This window comes from Okeania sp. SIO2C9 (genome assembly GCF_010672455.1).
Lineage (GTDB): Bacteria > Cyanobacteriota > Cyanobacteriia > Cyanobacteriales > Microcoleaceae > Okeania.
Genome location: NZ_JAAHGO010000064.1, coordinates 1 through 21,989 on the forward strand (window position 1 = coordinate 1; position 21,989 = coordinate 21,989).

A 21,989-nucleotide genomic window follows, 5' to 3' on the forward strand; every position below is an offset into this window, starting at 1 on the left:
GATTACGAGTGACTTGAGTTTCGACGTGCTGTCTTCCGATCTCACACACTCCCCACACTCCCCACACCCCCCACGCTCCCCACACTCCCCACACTCCCCACACTCCCCACACCTCCCACACCTCCCACACTCCCCACACCTCCCACACTCCCCACACTCCCCACACTCCCCACACTCTCAATCTATACCCTACTCCCTACTCCCTCTTTTCCGGAGAGGTCTAATTATTTATCCCTGTTGCCTGTTGCCTCTTTTCTGGAGATATCTAATTATCCGGACATGATAAAATATTCAAGATTTTTTCATACTCGAAGTTATAAAGACATTTTTGTAAAGCCTCTGCTAACTCCTCATGCTCCAGAGAAATTTTCTCCAGTATACCATTCATAGTTTTACGATCTGAACTCAGGATAGCATCCTCTAATCCTCTTTGCCATTCTTCGGGTAATGCTGCTAAATTTTCTCGCGTTAATATCTCTCTGGTTTGCTTTGTTGTTTTTTCTTGTGTTTTTTCATAGATAAATTCTACTCCGATATGCTTGTGCATCGCATCAAAAATATCTTCCTCTCGAAATGGCTTCCTCATAAAAGCATTACACCCTGCTGATAAGACTATCGCTTTTTCTTCTTCTAACACACTTGCAGTCAAGGCAATTATTGCTATTGCTTGTCCTTTTGTTGTCGCTTTGATCTTCTGAGTGGCTTCATAACCATCCATGACTGGCATCCGCATATCCATCCAAATCAAATGAGGTTCCCATACCTCGAAAATTTCGATGGCTTCTTTGCCGTTGCTCGCTTCTTTGAGTTCAAACCCTAGAGGATTGAGCAATTTCACTAACAACTGGCGATTGAGGATTTTATCATCTACGATCAGGATACGATAGCGGGGTTGGTCGGGGGCGAGAGCGATAACTCTCCGCTTTGGTTTTTGACTTTCTACGTTTTCTGCTTCCACCTCTTCAGCTTGAATCTCAAAACTGAAGATTGTCCCTTTTCCCACTTCGGAGCTGACTTGAATATCCCCACCCATTAACTGCACGAATTTACGGCATATGGGCAACCCCAACCCTGTTCCTTCTTGCGCCTGTTTTCCGGTTTCAGTTTGAACAAAAGCTTCAAAGAGCTTGTCTAGTTCTTCTGCGGCAATTCCTGCTCCAGTGTCTTCCACAGCAAAGGATATCCCTTTGAGCTGGGAATTTTTGGGGTTATCAACGGTGCTAGTTCGCAGAATAACACCTCCTACTTCGGTGAATTTGATGGCATTGTTGAGCAGGTTGATCAGGACTTGACGTAGTTTCACTTCGTCGGTGCGCAGGTAACGTGGTATTCTTTCGTCTCTTTCGAGTAACAATTGCAACCCTTTGCCATCAGCTTTGAGTTGGAACATATCGTGGATGTCGTCAAGGAGTCGGTGCAAGTCAAAGTTCTTTTCGTTAAGGGTGGTTTTACCAGCTTCTATTTTGGAGAGGTCGAGGATGTTGTTGATCAGAGTCAGGAGGTGTTCTCCACTGCGGTAGATAATGCCAACGTTTTCTTGGTGTTCGAGAGGGAGACTTTGGGAACGAGTCATCATTTGGGCAAAACCGAGGATAGCATTCAATGGACTTCTCAACTCGTGACTCATGTTGGCAATAAATGAACTTTTGGCTTGGTTCGCCACTTCGGCTTTTTCTTTGGCGACTTCTAATTCGGCGGTTCGCTCTTGCACTCGTTGTTCAAGTTGGGTATTAGCTTGTTCTAAAGCACTAAAGGATGCTTGTAAGTGCTCGGACATTTTGTTGAAGGATGTGCCGAGATTCTCTAATTCAGTGATACCTCGAATGTCAACTTTGTGAATGAGTTGGCCTTCATTGGCGATCGCCCCTGCGGATTCTTGCAAGCGCAAAATCGGCTTTGCTATCCACTCGGATGAGAACAGACCTAGAGTAGTTGCTCCTCCTAGAGCAAGCAAACAGAGAGCGATGGTTTGCCGACCGTTGGCATCGATCTGTTCCATGAAGTCTTTTTCGGGAATGGCGAGGACAATCAGCCATTCAATACCCCGCTCGTCTATAAGGGGAGTTACTTGCAAAAATTGACGCTCCCCATCCAATTTAAAGTCGAGTTTTTCGGTGGTTTTGATTTGGTCTAACACGCCGAATTGCCCTACAATATACTCAGCACTGGCACGAGTTAACTTGTTCTGGCTTTCTGTTGCTGTGATTCTTTTGGTGACTGACTCTTGATTCTGTTTTTTAATCCGGAGGGGGGGTTCACCTGTAGATGTGGCAACTAAAGAACCATCCAATTCAACAATAAACACTTGCCCTGATTTGCCGATTTTTAGCTTTTCCAAGAAATTGCTAATGTGTTCGAGGGTGATATTGACTCCAGTGACACCCTTTACAGTTTTAGAGTCTGCTTCAAAGACAGGAGTTACAGCAGCAATGCCAATTTTTGGCTGACTCACAAACACAAAGATGGGGGACCAAACCGCTTCTCCAGTTTCAACTGCTGATTTATACCAGGGACGCTCTGTCGGTTCGTAATTAGGGGTTTTGGAAAATGCTCGTCCGAGATATCCTTGCTCGTCAATCTCATAAACAACTTGAGTGTAACCTGTTGATTGACCGGATAGGGTGACGATCAGATTCTTGTCATCCCCAACGATTTCCTTTTCTAAATCAAGATATTCTAATTTTTCATTAGCATAACCAATGACACTAACTGTATCGAATTGTTGAATTTGATTGAGGAAGTAACGTCTCAAGGGTAGATTAATATCAATGGAAGAATCTACATCCAAATAACCTTGACGAATAGCATCTAGATTAATGCGAGTGACTTGGTGAGGAACTTCTAGGAAGGAAAGGACTGTTGCTTCTACGCGGTCAGTCAGTTCTTGTTTTAACTGATCGACAACATTATTCACTGCTTGCCGTCCATTGCGAAAGGAGAACCAACCCACTAATCCCACCGCCACAAAGATTTGCAAAATAAAGGGGATAATTAAAACCGAGCGGAGGGGGAGTTTGAAACGACGTGGGACAGTTGAGGGACTAGAGGGGGTTATTGGTTCTAACATAGGAGTTATATCAAATCCGGTAGCATCGGTGTTATATCATGTCCGGTAGCATCGGTATTGTATAGCAAAGGTAGGCAACAGCTCCGGAAGGCAGGAAGGCTTAAGACAAGAAAGAAACTTAAATTCCCTGTAGATATCCACGCTAACTTTTACACAAACGATTGCCTTCGGACATGATATTATTCAGTATTAAAGAATTGTAGGGGCGAATGGCCATTTGCTAATGCAAAGCTGCAGAATTGCGCCCTTACACATTGTATGACGATCAACAGAATTATATTACTGCGAAGCCAACGGATTTGATATTAAGTGTTGAAGTGCATTAATAAAGTCTAATAGATCTGGTTGTTGTTTTGTCAAAAAATTAGGATTTCAGCGAACTCATTTACGAGGGAGAAGATGCGAACAAGGACTAGCATTTAGGATATTCGCCGATTGAAGTAATACCAAATTCAAAAAAGGTAGTTACATCTTAATTTGTGATTTATTGCTACAATTAAAAATTGTATATATCCATCAAATTTCAAAGTTAAGCATTTTTCCCCCTTTTTTATCCAGTTTTTCTTTCCCTGTTGCCTGTTACCTCACAGGAGTGCGCATTCCGCAAGCGAGCTGGCGTCGTCGCGGGGTCGCACCGCTGTTGCCTTCCGGAGCTGTTGCCCGTGTTGAGACTGTAGCAATATTTTATGAAATTGGTATAATTCATTGGCTTGGTTTGCTCGTTGTTGAGTCTAAATTTTATGATATTAAGCCTAGTTTACTTCATTGTTTTCTGAAAGTCCAACTCTTAGATATATTTACAGTTGTCTATGTGAATTATTAGTGCAACCGGAATGCTTGCTTGGTGGTTTTTGCTGGGAAAGAAATGCCAGATTTTATCTGGGAATCATGATTGTAAAAATTGTACCTTGCCCAACTAGAGAATTACAGGTAATCTGACCACCGTGTTTTTCTGTAACTATTTGATGGGCGATCGCCATGCCCAAACCCGTTCCTTTACCCACTCCTTTGGTGGTAAATCCTTGCTCGAATATTTTCGCTTTTACCTCTTTGGGCATTCCCACTCCATTATCAGAAATACGCACAATTATACTATTATCCGAGCTACTTAACTCTGTGCTGATTGTAATGCAATTCGGCCTTTTTTCTATCTCTTCAAAAACTTTACCTTCATTGCTTTCATCCAAAGCATCGATCGCATTAGCCAACAGATTCATAAATACTTGGTTAATTTGCCCCGCATAGCATTTCACTGGCGGAATTTTACCGTAATTTTTAACCACTTCAATGGCTGGACGATCTTTATTTGCTTTCAGGCGATATTTTAAGATTAACAAGGTGCTGTCAATTCCCTCATGTAAATTAAACTCAGTTTTACTGGCGGTATCCTTGCGGGAAAAGATACGCAAAGATATGCTGATCTTGCGAATGCGTTCGCATCCTTTTTTCATTGATACCATTAGTTGACGAAAATCTTCCGCAATAAATTTCGGATCTAGAACCGAAATCTCTGAGATAATTGACTCTGGTGGAGAGGTATTTTCTGCATATAAAGAAAGTATAGTCAGTAAATCTTGCAAATACTCAAAGGCTGCACGAAGATTCCCTTCAACAAACCCAATAGGATTATTAATTTCGTGAGCCACTCCTGCTACCAAGTCCCCCAAAGTCGCCATCTTTTCTGTTTGTATCAGTTGCAGTTGAGTCTGTTTGAGTTTCTCATAGTTGCGTTGCAATTGTTGATTTGCCTGTTGTAAAGATTGATTGAGATGCAGGAGTTGAGCATTCTGTACTACAAGTTGTTCTGCTTGAACGCTATTGGTTGTTTGCAACTGCTTTTTAATTTGGTACAGTTCGAGGTGAGTAGCCACCCTTACGAGAACTTCTTCCGCTTGGAAGGGTTTGGTAATATAATCCACCCCTCCAACCTGAAAGGCTTTCACTTTATCAAAGGTTTCATTGAACGCACTGATAAAAATCACGGGAATATTTTCCGTAGATTCATTGCTTTTCAGTTTCTCGCAGATGTCGTAGCCATTCATTTCTGGCATTTGAATATCCAGCAGGATCAAATCTGGAGGCGAATAGGAAATCCCTTCTAAGGCAATTGCTCCCCTTGGAAAAGGACGGACGTCATAGCCAGCATTTTCCAACAGATTACAGAGGAGATGCAAATTCGCTGCCGTATCATCTACCACAGCAATTTGACCGAGTGACATGGAGTCCGCATTCATCTTTAAACCTCCTCTTTGGGGATAAAATCTAAAATTTTATCATATTCAAAGTTATGGAAACAAGTAGCGATAGCTTCCGATAAAGCCGGATTTTGTTCTGCAATAGCCGCTACCACTGCCCCGATTTTTTTCTTGCTCGCACTAATCACCGCCTGACGCAATTGCAGTTGCAGTTCTGGGGAGAGTGCTTGCAAATTTTCTGCTGTCAGTACTTCCTTTTGTTGAGCATTGTCCTCAGAGGGAGGCTCTATCTCTTCATAGATGTAACGAATTCCTATATGTTGTTCGAGAGCTTTAAAGATTTGTTCGTCTCGGAAGGGTTTGTGCAGAAAATCATCGCATCCTACCGATAATACCACCGCCCGTTCTTCCTCTAAAACACTGGCAGTCAGAGCAATAATTGTCGTCGCTTTTCCTTTGGTACTGGCTTTAATTTTTTGGGTGGCTTCAAATCCGTCCATCACCGGCATCCGCAAATCCATCCAAATCAGATGGGGTTCCCATTCCTCCCAGATTTTAATAGCTTCTTTACCATTGCTGGCTTCTTGCAACTCGAAACCCAAAGGATTGAGCAAATGGATTAAAAGCTGGCGATTGACGGGTTTATCATCGACAATGAGAATGCGATAGCGGGGTTGACCGGGTTCAAGGGCAATGATGCGACGTTTAGCTCTTAATACTTCTACATCGGTGGCTGCCACTTCTTGATATTGAATATCAAAACTAAAGACTGTTCCTTCTCCGACGCGAGAGGTCACCCTCATTTCTCCCCCCATTAACTCTGCAAATTTACGACTGATGGAGAGTCCTAACCCAGTGCCTTCCTGCGCTTGTTTGCCACTTTCAGTTTGGCTAAAGGCTTGAAAGAGCTTGTCGAGTTCTTCCGGGGCGATTCCTGCCCCGGTGTCTTCGACTGCAAAATATATTGTTGTTGGTTGTTGGATAATCCCCCCTTCTCCCTTCCCCCCCTTGGTAAGCGAGGATTGCTGGCTTACTTGAATAGAAATGCCTCCTTGTTCGGTAAATTTGAGGGCATTGTTAATCAAATTAATCAGGATTTGGCGGAGTTTGACTTCATCGGTGCGAATGTAGCGGGGGAGATTTTCTGCGGGTTCTAAGAGCAACTGCAAGCCTTTATCATTGGCCTTGAGTTGGAACATATCGTGAATGTCATCGAGCAGGCGATGCAGGTCAAAGTTTTTTTCGTTGAGGGTAATGCGTCCCGCTTCGATTTGGGAGAGGTCGAGGACGTTATTAATTAGGGTTAAAAGATGCTCTCCACTGCGGTTGATAATGCCGACGCTTTCTTGATGTTCTGGGGGGAGAGTTTGAGAACGAGTCATGATTTGCGTGAATCCGAGGATGGCGTTAAGGGGCGATCGCAATTCGTGGCTCATATTGGCGATGAAGGAGCTTTTCGCTTGGTTGGCTATATCGGCCTGTTTTTTTGCTTCCATTAATTCGTAATTGTTTTTTTCCAGATTCGTTGCGAGTTTGGCTGTAGTTTGGTATTGTTCAAAAAGTCGTAGATCGTGTTCAACGAGATTTCGCAGTTCTTCCATCAAATCCAAATAGTCTTTCTGGTAATCTGTCTCTTTGAAATCCATCACGCAAATTGTGCCAAAGGGAGTATTGTCAGGCCAGTTTACGAGTAAGCCATAGTAGGACATAAAACCATCTTGCGCAACCTCGGGATTATCATCCCAATAGGGATCGACTTTAGCATTTTTCACGTAGAGCTTTTCACGAGTTTGCATAATTTTGCGACAGAATATATTACAATTGAGAGGAATAATTCCTCCTCCCGCAGGATAGGGATTGGACTCTTGTTGACTGGCAATGACCACCTGATATCCTTGATTTGTATGCTGCACGATAAACCCTGCAGGTGCTTGAAAAATGTTAGCCATCACATCAATGGTCTTTTGCCATTTTGCGAGGGAAATTGTGTGTCGTTCATCGTCGAGAACCCACAAGTTATGATCGTAAGTGTTCATAAAGACCTCCGATTCTTTGATTGTTGACAATTAATTATTACAAAGATGATAAGTGATAGTCAAATTCAACCAATCGGCAGCTCAATAATAAACTCTGTCCCTTTTCCGAGTTCCGAATGACAAGAGATTGCGCCACCGTGTTTTTCTTCGACGATAGACTGAGCGATCGCCATCCCTAAACCTGTTCCTTTGCCCACTCCTTTGGTGGTATATCCTTGTTGGAATATTTTCGCTTTTACCTCTTCGGGCATTCCCACTCCATTATCAGAAATACGCACAATTACACTATGATCAGAGTTACTTAATTTTGTTTCAATCGTAATGCGATTGGGTTTTTTTTCTATTTCCTGAAAAGTTTTTCCAGCATTGCTTTCATCCAAAGCATCGATCGCATTAGCCAACAGATTCATAAACACTTGGTTAATTTGCCCCGCATAGCATTTCACTAGGGGAATATTGCCATAATTTTTCACCACTTCAATAGCTGGACGGTTTTCATTAGCTTTGAGGCGATATTTTAAGATTAATAAGGTGCTATCTATTCCGTCGTGTAGATTAAACTCGGTTTTGGCATTGGTATCCGTGCGTGAAAAAGTGCGCAAAGATGTACTGATATTGCAAATGCGATCATGTCCTGCTTGCATTGATTCTATCAGTTTTGGGAAATCTGACGCTACAAAATCCAAATCTAGCTGTTCAATTTCTTCAATTATTTCATCGGGGATAGAGGCATATTTTTTATACAGAGAAAGACCATCAAGTAAATTTTGCAAATGCTCAAGAGCGACCTTAATATTTCCTCCAATAAACCCAACGGGATTATTAATTTCGTGGGCAATTCCTGCTACCAGATTGCCCAAGGTTACCATTTTTTCATTTTGTACTAATTGCAGTTGAGCTTCTTGTAAATCCTTGAGAGCTTGTTGCGCTTGTTGATACAATCTGGCATTTTCTAGAGAAATTGCTGCTTGAGCACAGAGAGTATCAAGAATTTCTACACCTTCGCTGGTAAACGCATCAGCAGTTAAACTATTTTCTAAATAGAGAATGCCGATTAATTTCCTTCGCTCTAGTAAAGACATACATAGCAAACTTTGAGGAGAAAAACTTAATAAATAGTTATCGGCAGCAAACTGTTGTTGGGCAGCTTTGCCATCTAAAAGTACAGTTTCTGTGGTGCGTCGGACATAGTTAATCAATCCTACAGGTAAGTCAATATTTTCTTCTAGGGGAATGGATTGATTTAATGAATCTATGGTTAATTTACTGCTATCTTCAGTACGAGTGGCGATCGCTTCTATGGTCAATCCGGTTTCACTGGTTAATAATAATGCACCTTTGGTAGCTCCGGCATTTTCGATGATAATCTTCATGACTGTGGAGAGGAGGGGATCTAGTTCGATTTCTCCAGATAAGGTTTGAGAGGCTTTTAAGAGAGAAGAAAAGTCGAGAATAGAGGAAATATTAGCAACCGTTGCGGTTTGGGAATAAGAATTGCTGGTGATTTGAGAAATGCTGGCACTGGAAGATAAAGAAGTATCTTCTCGTTGTAAAATAGGTTTTAACAGTTGGGGATAAAAGACTTCGAGAGCCTGTGTTTTCGTCTTAGCTCCCCATTGAGCGTAGCAGTAGTAGGCTTCTTGCATATATACCGAAGCCTCTTTTTCTCGTCCCCAGTCAAGATAAAATTTGGCAAATAGTTCATTGGCAAGAGCTTCTTCTTGGATATAACCATTTTCTTTTGCTCCGGAAATTGCGCGGTCGTATAGTTCTATTGCTTTGATTTTGTTGCCTTCAACCCGATATTGCTCCGCTTCTACAAGCAGATACTTATGCAGAAAGTTTTCCGGACAACTATCAGATAAAATCTTCAGTTGCTCTTGATTATCTGCAATTTTCTCTAGTGCATTCTGGCGTTCTGTTTTGCTGAAACTATCATAAATTGCCCATAAATTCAGAGAAGCATAGTAGTAATAGTTAATAGCTCCAACAGAACCTGCCCAAGCTGCCTGAAATTTACGAGCTTCTATTTCATAGTCAATGCTTCGATCCAGATTCTGGTTCAAAAAAGCTGCTTGCATTTGGCCAATGTAATAAATGCCGAGAGGCAGATGAGATTGTGATGCTTTATGGCGTTCTATCCAAGCTATTTCTTCTGTTGATAAAACTTCGCCATTTTTATTTTCTGGAGTTTGAAGCAGTTTATCTATAAAGAATTTACAAGCTGCAAGAATGCTCAACGCAAGATCGTTGTGTATTCTTTCTGCGATCGACCAATATTTGTCTATATCCGCGACAATATTTGCTAGGTTTTCACCCTTAAATAACCTATTGAGGATATTGGCAAATAAATTATATCCAGCGTATTGAAGTTCGCCAGAATCTATCCCTGCCAAAAACCCTTCGTAATTAATCTCGGCAGCACCCTCTATCGGTCTCGACCAACAATGAATTCCAGTACCCAATAAGAAGCAAGCACCTGATTGCTGAGACTTGCTATTAAGCTTATAACTCAGTTTTAGGGCAAGGTCGGCAAATTTTGCTGCTCGTTGGTACTGCTTTTTTGCTATTCCTAAAAGCCAAGCATAGTTAACATAACCAGCAACTGACTTAGGAATATTACCATGCTCTATTGACAAACGAACATTCCTGACCACAGTAAAAGTATATAAATTTATGTCAGAAACGTTATATGCAGCAGATAGTACATTCATCAATAGCTCTATGGTCGCTTTGACTTCTGGATTGTTTCCAACAGGTAAATCCAGCAAAGATTCAATCGGGATATTTTCTAGGGTTTGCTCGAGATAGCATAAATCTTCTTCAACTATCTTTTTGACACTATCTCTGTTGACATCAACTCCCAAGCAATTCAAGCCTTCTAAGCTCGTTTCAATTGCTTCAATATACAATCCTTGTAAAGAATATTGATTGATTTTAATAACGTATATCTTGGCCTGATCTACAGGAGAATTAGCTAAATTGAATGATGCAGATATGCTTTTTTCTAAAGCATCAAAATCTGCAGTCATTAACTCTGTCTCTGCTAGATTGAGATGGAGTTCAAATACTATCTCATATAAATCTCGTTTGTTTCTTTCTAGCAAGCTAATGCCGATTTTGAAATAATTTTTTGCTGCTTCGTAGGCAGTGGCAGCTTTAGCTTTATGACCTGCTTTTAAATTCAATTCGGCCAGTTGTTTTTTCTCAGTCTCTTCAACCAACAAACTTTGACCGATATTGATTTGATTGACAATATCAAAGATTCGCTCCTCACGCTCTGTTATCGATAACCTTGCCAGAAACTGTTGGCCGATTTGATAATGAGTTGCTTGTTTTGTGTCTTCTGGAATCATGGAATAGGCAGCTTGTTGGACGCGATCGTGCAGGAAGCGATAATTTACAGTTATCCCCTCGGTTGGACTAGAATCAATCTCCCCCTGGAAAAACTTGTAAGTTTCTCCAAGGGGTAAAATCATTCCTTCTTGCAGCGCACTCCAAAGCTTGCTCGCCACTTCTTCTGAGGGAGTTTCACAAATAACAGTCAAAGTCTCCAAATCAAACTGGTTGCCAACACAAGCAGCTAACTTTAACACCTCCTGTGTTGCTGCGGGCAGTTTCTGCAACCGTCCTGTCATAAATTCCACCACATCATCAGTAATAGCAGCATCTCGTACCTCCACCAAATCGCATTCCCAATATCCAAAATTGCGATTAAATACAATCAATTCATCTTCATATAATCCTTTCAAAAACTGTGTGGTGAAAAAGGGATTCCCTTGAGTTTTTTGATAAACCAATTCTGTCAGAGGTTGAGATTGCTCGACTTGGCAATTCATTGTTTCTGCGACGAGTTGATTGATATGATGCACGGATAAGGGAGCCAGGATAATAGTGGAAATACCTGCTTCCTGCTTTTTCAAGTCTGCTAAGGTCAACATCAGAGGATGGGTGGGGAACACTTCGTTATCGCGATATGCTCCCAGAAGCAGTAGATATCCTGTAGTGCTATTACCCATCAATACCTCGATCAGATTCAATGATGCCGAATCTGCCCATTGCAAGTCATCGAGAAAGATGACTAAGGGATGCTCTTTGGTGGTAAAGACGGCAATGAATTTCTCAAATAGTAAGTTAAAGCGATTTTGTGCCACACTTCCGAAAAGTTCTGGGACAGGAGGTTGTTTTCCAATTACCCTTTCCAGTTCCGGGATAACATCAATGAGGACCTGTCCGTTATTGCCCAACGCTGCCAAAATTTGAGTCTTCCAATTGGCTAATTCCGCATCAGATTTGCTGAGAATTTGCCCCATTAAACTGCGGAAGGCGATCGCAAAGGCACTGAAGGGAATATTGCGATTGAATTGGTCGAATTTCCCTTTGATAAAGTAACCTCGTTGTTTGACGATGGGTTTGTGAACTTCATTAACGATGGCTGTTTTCCCAATACCAGAAAATCCAGCAACTAGCATCATTTCTGCTCTACCTCCCCCCTTGGTAAGAGTGGTTTGGGGGGGATTAGACACTCGCTCGAAGGCATCCAGTAGTGCTTGCACTTCTTTTTCCCGTCCGTAGAGTTTTTCTGGGATGATGAAGCGATCGCAAATATCCCGCTCTCCTAACTCAAAAGACTCTATTTTCCCAGTTTCCACCCATTGCTTTCTACATTTCTCTAAGTCATATTTCAGTCCCAAAGCACTTTGATAGCGTTCCTCGGCATTCTTGGCCATCAGATGGAGAACAATATCCGAGAGAATTGGCGGACATAAATCTCCACCCAATACTACCCAGTTGCTCAGAGGGTCGGGAGAAACGGCGATATGAGCATGAATAAGTTCTAAGGCATCATCGCTGCGAAAGGGTACATCTCCCATCAGTAATTCATAAAATGTGACTCCGAGTGAATAAAAATCACTGCGATAGTCAATTCCTCTATTCATCCGTCCTGTTTGCTCTGGAGACAAATAAGCTAGGGTTCCTTCTAAGACATTAGGGGTTTGAACGGTTTGAGTTTCTTTCGGTAAGAGGGTAGAAATACTAAAATCGATTAATTTTACTTGTTTGGTTTCCGGGTGAATTACTATATTTGCTGGCTTAATATCTTTATGAATAATTGAGTTATTGTGGAGTTGGTGTAGAATTTCTGCTAGTTGGATGGCAATATCAAGAAATTGGGGGACACAGAAGGACGATTTTCCTTCATACTCGGCCAAAGATACGCCTTCCATATCTTCCATAATTAGGGCGTAGCGGTTTTCGTAACGTTGGAGGGTGTATGTTTTGATGATGCCTTCTATCTCTAGATTTTTGCTAATTGCATATTGATTTCTAAACTGCACCAATTCTCTAAAGGATGGATATTGATTGCGCATCAATTTGATGATGACTGGTTGTCCATTCTCCAAATTGTGACCGCGATAGACTTCGGTGCGACTACTTTCATGAATTAGTTCAAAGCCTTGATAATTGGCGATTTTAATTGTCTTTGTCTCAATCATTGGCTTGGTTTGTTAGTCGTTGAGTCTAAATTTTATGATATTAAGCCTAGTTTACTTCATTTTTTTGTGAAAGTCCAACTCTTAGATACCTCCGAAAAATCCACAAATTGTGATCGAATGATCGAAAATGTAATTTTTAGTAGCTAATTACCGAATAATTAATAATTAATAATAGAGTTGTTGGGAAATAAAAATTCAAAAGCCTCAAAAGCTTACTATATAAGATTTTCAGGATTTGAGGGTTTAAAAACACTATAAACTTTGACTAATAAGGGTTTTAGCCATTTTTTTGGCTTAATTCCCAACAACTCTAATTAAATAATTCGCGCCTTGAAGCCTCTCTTTTCAAGGGGAAAATAAAGAAATAATATTTCCTGAAATTCAATCAATAACGGTTTTAACCAGAGGTAATTATCCATGTTCCATGATCAATTAATGAATGAGTAATATCATGTCCGGTAGCATCGGTATTGTATAGAGAAGGTAAGGAAGAAGGAAGAAGGAAGAAGCTTTAAGAGAAGGAAAAACCTTATATGGCGCTAGATATTTCCCCAACTTTATACACAAACGATACCAACGGACATGATATAATATACTCTAAAATATCCCAAACTCTCCCCAATAAACACAACATTTATTAGGGATTAAATATGAACAAATATAAGAGCTATTAAGACAAGGAAATAAATAACATCAAAATGCACAATAATATACAATAATTATCTCAATTTAAAAAAGTCATAATTATTGCAGCAGGAGGTAGTAGATAACCCAAATTATCACCCTCAGAAGAAATTATATTAATATTAATAAATATAGGACTTACGCAGTACAACCGATTTTCGTCATTGCCACCAACAGGGAAGCAATTTCAAATCCTAGTTTTTTTTTACTTCATGGGTAAGTCCTGAAATAATTAAATGAGCTTGCGGATTAGATGGCAAATGGAGGCTGCCACAGGAGAATATTGAACAGGGCTATTCAACAATTAATAATGAATAATGAATAATGAATAATTACCTCTCCTTGAAAAGAAGAGGATTGACAAAGAGATGAAAATTTTTTTTATTATCCCCTTATATCAAATCCGGTAGCATTGGTGTAATTAGTGTGGGGAGTAGGGGAGTAGGGGAGTAGGGGAGTAGGGAAGTAGGGGAGTAGGGAAAAGATTTGGCAATGGCGTTTGTGATGGAACATTTTTTTATACCGAATTAAACGGATTTGATATTAAAAGGGGAGGCGCATACCCACAATTTTTCGGTAAGTGATTATCTCTGCCCTCTGCTTTGGATATAAAACTATATTATACTAATTACCTTAACTAAAATAATTAACATTCTGATGATTACTAACACTGTAAAAAATTCCCACAATATACCTTTAAGTGCAGGTGGAACTGACCCAGAATATTTTGACTGGCAAGAAGTTTGGTATCCAGTTCATTATGTAGAAGATTTAGACAAAACTAAACCTACACCTTTTACATTATTAGAACGAGATATTGTGATTTGGTGGGAGGAAAAAAACCATCAATGGCGAGTATTTGAAGACCAATGTCCTCATCGTTTAGCACCCCTTTCTCAAGGTAGAATTAATCAAGCTGGATGTTTAGAATGTCCTTACCATGGTTGGGCATTTTCAGGCAGAGGAAACTGTGAAATTATTCCTCAACAAAAAGAAGGAGGAGAGGCAGAAAAATCATCAAGAGCAACGGTTAAATTTCTACCTACAAAAGTCTGTCAAAGTCTTTTATTTGTCTATGCAGGAAAAGTAGAAAATGCCGATCAAACACCTATTCCTACAGTTGATGTTTTAGATGAAAGTTCTAATGAATGGGTTTGTTTAAATACTTTTCGAGATTTACCTTATGATGCTTTAACATTAATGGAAAATGTTTTAGATGCTAGTCATATTCCTTATACTCATCATCGTACTGTGGGAAACCGTGCTAATGTTGCTCCTGTAGAATTAGAAGTAGTAGAATCAGGAAAGTGGGGGTTTAAAGGAGTCTGGGAAGAAGGTCCGAGAAAGGGAACTTTGGGAAGACAAGAAACTACTTTTATGGCTCCTGGAATGATGTGGCACGACCTTACTTCTAAACAATTTGGTCGTACATTAACAGTTGTATATGCAACACCTATTCGGAAAGGAGAATGTCGTTTATTTGCTCGTTTTCCTTTTAAGTTTTCTTCTCCATTTCCCAAATTTTTTATTCAGTTAAGCCCTCGTTGGTATTCTCATATTGGGCAAAATGGAGTATTGGAAGATGACCAAATATTTTTACATCATCAGGAACGGTATTTGGAAGCAAAAGGTGGTAGTGGAAATTTTTCAAAGGCTTTTTATTTACCGACAAAAGCAGATTTATTTGTATTTGAATTGCGTTCTTGGGTGAATAAATATAATGCTCAGTTATTTCCTAATGCAAGTTTAAGTCCTGCTCTTTCTTCAGAAATATTATTAGACAGATATCATTCTCATACCAAAAAATGTAGTAGTTGTCGCAATGCTTTAAAAAATTTACAACGAATTAAAATAGGAATAATAATTGCTACTTCAGCTATGTTGATGATTATCCTATTATTACTGTTAATTTTGGAAGATTTAAATATAATTGGGATGATTTTTATGATTTTAAGTTTACCTGTTGGAGTTGTTTCTTGGTTAGGGTTAAATCAATTAGAAAAACAGTTTTATCAAGGTCGAGAAACTCCACCTAGAAATTTATCAGATAATTAGGAAATATAGCGCTGTGCGCAGGCAACAGGCAATAGGCAACAGGCAACAGGGGGAATAAAAAACCGATAATATAAGACTTTTAGCTATTGGAAAGTTCCTGTAATTTGTAAATATACTAGCGCACATTGCTATATCAAATATGGCGGCAAGAAGAAAGACTGCCATAGTCATAGTTTATAGCAGAAGGCAGAAGGAAGAAGGAAAAATCTGGCGTTGTTAGTGCGAGCATCTTGCTCGCGTTATGAATCATCATAATTACCCGATATCCTCACCTTTCCTTCGACTGCTATAATACTATAGCAACTGCTATTACTACTTTTGACTTAGAAATATCTATTTGCGTAGCACATCGAAATAATTAAAACAGGAGCAAGCAACAGTTAGAACGGGAGCACATCGAAATAATTAAAACGGGAGCAAGCAACAGTTAGAACAGGAGCACATCAAAATAATTAAAACGGGAGCAAGATGCTCCCACTAGTTATACCATTATAATCCACCAGTACCTTGAGTTCTTCCTTCTCTCCTAAATAACTAAACTCCCTTCTTTCCTAGATAAATAAACATCTTCTTCCTTCTTTATTTCCTCCTGACTCGGTCGTTCCCCTCCTGGGAGGGGTTAGGGGTGGGTTGGGTTAGGGGTGAGTTGACTCCTGAGGACTCCATCGTTTATTTATAACTAAACACCTTCTTCCTTCTTCCTTCTTACTTCTTCCTTCTTCGTTCTTACTTCTTACTTCTTCCTTCTTCCTTCTCCGATAACAAATGCGCTTGAAAATACTGACGATATAACTCACATCTGGGATAACATTTATTACTCTGCCATTTCACCAAACCTAAACTATCTAACTTAAAACCTAACATTCCTGTTAACTGCCCATTATAATTTTCAGAAATCGCATTTTTCATCGCTTCAGCTAACTCTGGATATTCTTCTAAATTCCACAAATGTCGTCGCAAATGGTCGCTATAAATTCCCGTTTCAGCAGTTACATTTTCTGGCAAATCTTCCAGAGTTAAATCTTGTTTAGAAATATGATATAAAGCCACCCTAACTAAATAAGGATGCCCGCCAACAATTGACATTAATTTATCAACCTCTGACTCCGACCAATTCAAATTATGTCGCGATGCTAAATCCTGAACTTGCTGTGAATTAAACTCTGGTAAATCTATAGGCAACCCAACATTAAAAGGAGATTGATTAATATTCATGGGAATATAAACTTCCGTAGAATGTACTACCAATAATCGCAATTTTTTCCAAATAACTCGTCGCTTTGATTCCTCATGCCAAGCTCGTAATAATCCCAAAAAATCTTCGGCAATATCAGGATATTGAAAAACTCTATCAATTTCATCTAAACCCAACACTAAAGGATTATCTATTTGAGCCAATAAATACTTTTCAAAATAATCCTTACAATTAACTTTACTACCAAAAATATCATCCCAATAATCATCTAATTGATTAGGCAAACGTAACTCTCGTCCCACATAAGCACAAAACCATTTTAAGAATTTATCAAGATTACTAAAAACCTCTTTATCTACTAACTGAAAACTCAAAGGTACAGTCCGATATCCTTGCAACGTAGCATGGTGTAAAATTCTTGCCATTAAAGAAGTTTTACCCATCTGTCGTGGCGCTTTAATTCTAACCAACCCACTTGGTTGCAAAATAGCTTGATAACAACGTTCTTCAATAGGTGGACGCTCAATATAAAAAGTAGATGCCACATCAATTTGTCCCCCCGGTATTTCAGGTTCAGCAGAGGGTAAAGGAGCGCTATTTGTTGATGCAATGCTACTAATTTCTTCAGCAGGTAAAGTCTCTTGTTGTTCCTCTACTTCCGACGCAATATTCTCCGGTGGAGTAGCTAAAAGAGTCAAAACTTCCCTCAGAATAACCACACTATCTTCAGGCGATCGCCACTCTCGTTGTTGAATGCGATAGAGATAACCCCGCAGATCGTGGTTGAGGGGTGTACTCAGGGAAAAACCCACCCGTATCGGCAAAATTACAGGTTTACGGTTGGGTCGGGAAAATTGTAACTCCCTTGCAAGTTGTACTTGATAGGTCAGTAACTCACTTTGCACGGACTGGGGAGGCAAAAATAACAGTAAGTAGTCACACCGCTTCAACTCTTCATTAATACGCCTAAACCAATTTTCTCCCAAACGGATGCGGTCTGCTGCCATAAAAACCTGATGACCAGCAGCATTCAACGCCGTTTCAAATTGTCGTGCCAATTCTCGATCCGGGTCTTGACTGCAATAACTGATGAAAACTTGGGAACTATTGTGACTCACTATTTCTTCGTTATTGAGCAGTGGCAAAAGTTCTCCAATGGGTTCTGTTTCACTTGAAGGTTGACTCTGTTTTCCCGAACGGTGGTCTGCTTCATCTAATGTCAGACCAAAGGAAGCAAAAAGCTGTTGAATTTTACTCAAGTCTGCACCCACTCGCCCTTGTCTAATTTTACTGATGGTGTCCGAACCCACCCCAGACTCAGCTTCAATTTCTGCAAGAGTAGCTCTGAGGTTGTACTGTTGTTTCCATTCTTCAATAGCTTCATTCAGTTTTTTCAGTCCAGAAGTTGTGAGAATTCGTCCGCGATCGCGCTTTGATTTTTTTTCCACTTTTTCTTCCTATTTGTATTTTTATTGTTATTTATTTTACAGCAGTTATCGAGTTGATGAGGTATAAAGTTTTATTGCTCTAGGAAACAGGGAACAGGAAATATACGAATAAATAGTCTTCAGGACTTACGCATAACAGCCATATCTAGTAGGGGCGAATGGCATTCGCCCTCTACAGATAGCGTATTGTCTAAAAATTTGCGTAAGTCCTGGTCTTATAACTGTACCTCACGCTTCCTCAAAAGTGCTGTAAATGATTTTAACTAGCTATCAGCTTTTCTGTTCCGGAATACTTTTCTACAAAATGCTACGCAAACGCAAATAGCTGTCAGCTAAAAATTCAAGGGTTTGAGTCACCCACTTTAACGAACTCAGAAGTCAGAAGTTATTAGGGAACACCGGAGCTGGGAACACCGGAGCTGGGAATATACGAATAAATAGTCTTATAACTGTACCTCACGCTTCCTCAAAAGTGCTGTCAATGATTTTAACTAGCTATCAGCTTTTCTGTTCCGGAATACTTTTCGACAAAATGCTACGCAAACGCAAATAGCTGTTAGCTAAAAATTCAAGGGTTTGAGTCACCCACTTTAACGAACTCAGAAGTCAGAAGTTATTAGGGAACACCGGAGCTGGGAACAGGAAATATACGAATAGATAGTCTTATAACTGCACCTCACGCTTCCTCAAAAGTACTGTACCTCACGCTTCCTCAAAAGTGCTGTAAATGATTTTAACTACCTATCAGCTTTTCTGTTCCGGAATACTTTTCTACAAAATGCTGCGCAAACGCAAATAGCGGTCAGCTAAAAATTCAAGGGTTTGAGTCCCCCACCTCACGGGGTGACAAGTCACAAGTCACAAGTCACAAGTTATTAGGGAACACCGGAGCTGGGAATATACGAATAAATAGTCTTATAACTGTACCTCACGCTTCCTCAAAAGTGCTGTAAATGATTTTAACTACCTATCAGCTTTTCTGTTCCGGAATACTTTTCTACAAAATGCTGCGCAAACGCAAATAGCGGTCAGCTAAAAATTCAAGAGTTTGAGTCCCCCACCTCACGGGGTGACAAGTCACAAGTCACAAGTCAGAAGTTATTAGGGAACACCGGAGCTGGGAACAGGAAATATACGAATAAATAGTCTTATCACTGTACCTCACGCTTCCTCAAAAGTGCTGTAAATGATTTTAACTAGCTATCAGCTTTTCTGTTCCGGAATACTTTTCTACAAAATGCTACGTAAACGCAAATAGCGGTCAGCTAAAAATTCAGGCGTTGCTGATTCTAGGTATGATGCAAGCCCCCCTAGCCCCCCAAAATTGGGGGGAATAAAACTCTAAAAGTTCCTCAAAATTGGGGGATGCGCGGGGGCTTGACCAGAACCAAACAATCGCACATTCATACTTCAATTCAGCAACGCCAAAATTCAAGGGTTTGACTCCCCCACTTTAACGAAGTCAGAACTCAGTAGGGGCGAACGGCCGTTCGCCCCTACAGAAGTTAACCCACCCCTCGCCCCTCCCCCTCCCAGGAGGGGAAGTAGGGGATGCGTGAGCAACTCTCCAAAAATATTTCGCTTTAAAAGGCAGAGTTTTATATCATGTCCGGATAAGAGCGTGATAAAAAACTTTCTCCTTCAACTCCAGTTCTTCTTCTTACTTCTTCTTTCTTCCCTCCTGACTCCTGACTCCTGACTCCTGACTCCTCCGTCGTTATTTATTTATAACTGTTCAACCGGACATGATATTAGACCCAATTATTTTGATAAAAAAGCGCGTGATGCTTGTGAATGGGGACTCAAACCTCCATTATACACCTTGAGAAGCTGATTGCTGAATGCTACTTTAACGAAGATAGATAACTCTTTCTAATTTAAGGAAGTTAACTAATTAACAACATTTTAACTGCTTTTATCTCGAAACTATACTGCCTAACATAATTGAGGCTTTTCTAGATTTTTTTAAAGCTGGTTTAATTAAATTCCTAATGTTCTCTACAAAAAAAAGCTGATTTTTTTAAAGTATCTAGAGAAACACAAAACAGGGAGCAAGCCAATGAAAAATATTTTTCATCGTTCCATTTTAACTATTTTTAGCACAATATTTTTTACTTTTAATACTGCGACATCTGCCCAAGCAAATTTTACTTTTGACGAGGTAGAAATTGACCAAAATCAAGTTATTGCCATGGCAATGCCTCTGAGCGATCTAAACGGATATTCTGGTTATAAACTAATTATTTTAGAGCAGCGTTCTAATGAAAAATCTTGCTGGAGTGAAAGTGAAGCAGGATTATATCCAATTTTAGTTGAACCTTTGCTGTTAGACTTTAATTTTTCTGGCATTTGTGGAAGAGCTACTGATAGTAATGGTTATTCAATTCGAGTAGATGGTAATGATTTATCAGTTAGTCATAGATTAATTTTGCAAAACGTTGGTGGTGAAATTAAATTATTTGGCATTTCCTTGACAGGAGATAAAAAATTGATTGGTAGAAGTCGCGGACTTAGTAATGGAATGATGAAAATTTTTCTAGAACCTGGTTGGCAATTTACCAAACGTAGTTATCAAGGAAAAGTTCTAGGTCATTTTTATTTTAGTTATGATAGTTTTGCTGCTAAACAAGCTGAGATTGAGCAAAGAATATCTGAGATTGAGGCTCAAATTCCAGATAGTTTAGAGTTTTATGATAATACTAATTCAGCAATAGCAGAAGGATTATAAACTTTAGATTCAGAAATTACAGAAGTATTTTTAATATACCTTGAAAAATGTATATTCAATACACAATCTAGATTTTAAAAATGGATGAATTCATTAACGCAATACTTTATCCTTCTTCCTTCTTCCTTCTTTCTTCTTCCTTCTGCTATACATTAAAATTTTCTTTCACAAAATCAATAAAAAAACATGAAAATCAGACTTATTAACCATAGAAAAACCCATAAACCATCTCAGACAGAATTGAATAATTTAGAAACATTATTAACTTTAATTGGTCTAGATTTAGTCATTCAAGAAACAGAGTATTTTACAGGAGATGATTGGTTGCCACTATGTAACGATATTGATAGTGGAGAAATTTATCGGAACTGGTTTATTTGGCAAGATACAGAAGTTACTCAAGAATGGGAAGCTTACGATCATGTTACCAACCAACGAATTATTGACAGTAACTTAACTAGATTAACAGCAAAAATCGATCGCATAGAAAACCACAGAAATTTACAAATAAATAATTAATTGAAGAAGAAGTCCAGTAGTGGCGTGACACGCCTAAAATGTTGCAATAGTAGGGGCTCAAAATTTAATTCATTTCCTCGGTAAAAATAGGCTAAAATTAACCCCTCTTGCTCCTGACTTAATTTCTGCTGCTGAATCACCTTTCTTCTTTTGAAACAAGGGGGCGACTTTTTTCGTTATTACAATCTGGACATAATCTAATAACAACATCTCCTTCAGGACATCCCTGAGAAACAAGATACGTTCCTTGTTGATTCTCTGTCCATTGATTGCGATCGCTACAATAAATTGTTACCGAAGCATTACTTCCTAGTTTAATTTTGTCCTCACCACTGAGAGTAATACCAGACTCTGCTTGATGAAAATCCTTCCATTGTGCCTTTTTTACTTGAACATTCCCTTGAACATTAATTAGGATATGAATGGGACTACTTAACGCAGGCGTTGCCCATCCCATAAGTGTTAAGGTCAATGTAGCTTGAATTGGAAAACGACAATTCAACATAGAACTTACCATTTTTACTTTTGACTGTAGATACAAAAATAGGTATTTTAACAAACACG

The 21,989-nt window shown here is 39.6% G+C and carries 11 protein-coding genes; 4 read left to right on the top strand and 7 right to left on the bottom strand.

Going from position 1 to position 21,989, the window contains the following annotated elements; genetic code table 11:
* The coding region (locus F6K23_RS30910) for a hypothetical protein (RefSeq protein ID WP_293163142.1) at positions 1-181 on the bottom strand (181 nt) is incomplete at its 3' end.
* 84 nt (positions 182-265) lie between these two features.
* On the bottom strand, positions 266-3,067 hold the full coding sequence (locus F6K23_RS30915) for a hybrid sensor histidine kinase/response regulator (protein WP_293163144.1): 2,802 nt from the start codon (positions 3,065-3,067) through the stop codon (positions 266-268).
* 592 nt (positions 3,068-3,659) lie between these two features.
* Here F6K23_RS30915 and F6K23_RS30920 point away from each other — a divergent pair.
* On the top strand, positions 3,660-3,890 hold the full coding sequence (locus F6K23_RS30920) for a hypothetical protein (protein WP_293163146.1): 231 nt from the start codon (positions 3,660-3,662) through the stop codon (positions 3,888-3,890).
* Positions 3,891-3,942: 52 nt separating this feature from the next.
* Here the strand turns inward: F6K23_RS30920 and F6K23_RS30925 are convergent, their stop codons facing one another.
* From F6K23_RS30925 to F6K23_RS30935, 3 genes are all read right to left on the bottom strand, one after another.
* Entirely contained in the window at positions 3,943-5,301 is a 1,359-nt protein-coding gene (locus F6K23_RS30925) for a response regulator (protein ID WP_293163148.1), read from the bottom strand.
* 2 nt (positions 5,302-5,303) lie between these two features.
* Complete coding sequence (locus tag F6K23_RS30930) at positions 5,304-7,298, bottom strand: ATP-binding protein (RefSeq protein WP_293163150.1); 1,995 nt, start codon at positions 7,296-7,298, stop codon at positions 5,304-5,306.
* Between the two features lie 65 nt (positions 7,299-7,363).
* Entirely contained in the window at positions 7,364-12,796 is a 5,433-nt protein-coding gene (locus tag F6K23_RS30935) for an ATP-binding sensor histidine kinase (RefSeq protein ID WP_293163152.1), read from the bottom strand.
* Between the two features lie 1,341 nt (positions 12,797-14,137).
* Between F6K23_RS30935 and F6K23_RS30940 the strand changes: the two genes are divergently transcribed.
* Positions 14,138-15,535: a Rieske 2Fe-2S domain-containing protein gene (locus F6K23_RS30940; RefSeq protein WP_293163154.1), complete on the top strand. Its 1,398-nt coding sequence runs from the start codon at positions 14,138-14,140 to the stop codon at positions 15,533-15,535.
* A 726-nt stretch (positions 15,536-16,261) separates the two neighbouring features.
* On the opposite strand, the gene F6K23_RS30945 is transcribed toward F6K23_RS30940, so the two are convergent.
* Entirely contained in the window at positions 16,262-18,178 is a 1,917-nt protein-coding gene (locus tag F6K23_RS30945; protein WP_293163156.1) for an AAA-like domain-containing protein, read from the bottom strand.
* Positions 18,179-20,237: 2,059 nt separating this feature from the next.
* On the opposite strand from F6K23_RS30945, the gene F6K23_RS30950 reads away from it, so the two are divergent.
* Positions 20,238-20,906 (top strand): DUF3747 domain-containing protein, encoded by a 669-nt coding sequence (locus tag F6K23_RS30950; RefSeq protein WP_293163158.1) that lies wholly within the window; start codon positions 20,238-20,240, stop codon positions 20,904-20,906.
* A gap of 186 nt (positions 20,907-21,092) precedes the next feature.
* Positions 21,093-21,425, top strand: a complete 333-nt coding sequence (locus F6K23_RS30955) for a hypothetical protein (RefSeq protein ID WP_293163160.1) — start codon at positions 21,093-21,095, stop codon at positions 21,423-21,425.
* A gap of 136 nt (positions 21,426-21,561) precedes the next feature.
* On the opposite strand, the gene F6K23_RS30960 is transcribed toward F6K23_RS30955, so the two are convergent.
* Positions 21,562-21,942, bottom strand: a complete 381-nt coding sequence (locus F6K23_RS30960) for a hypothetical protein (RefSeq protein ID WP_293163162.1) — start codon at positions 21,940-21,942, stop codon at positions 21,562-21,564.
* Between the last annotated feature and the right edge of the window lie 47 nt (positions 21,943-21,989).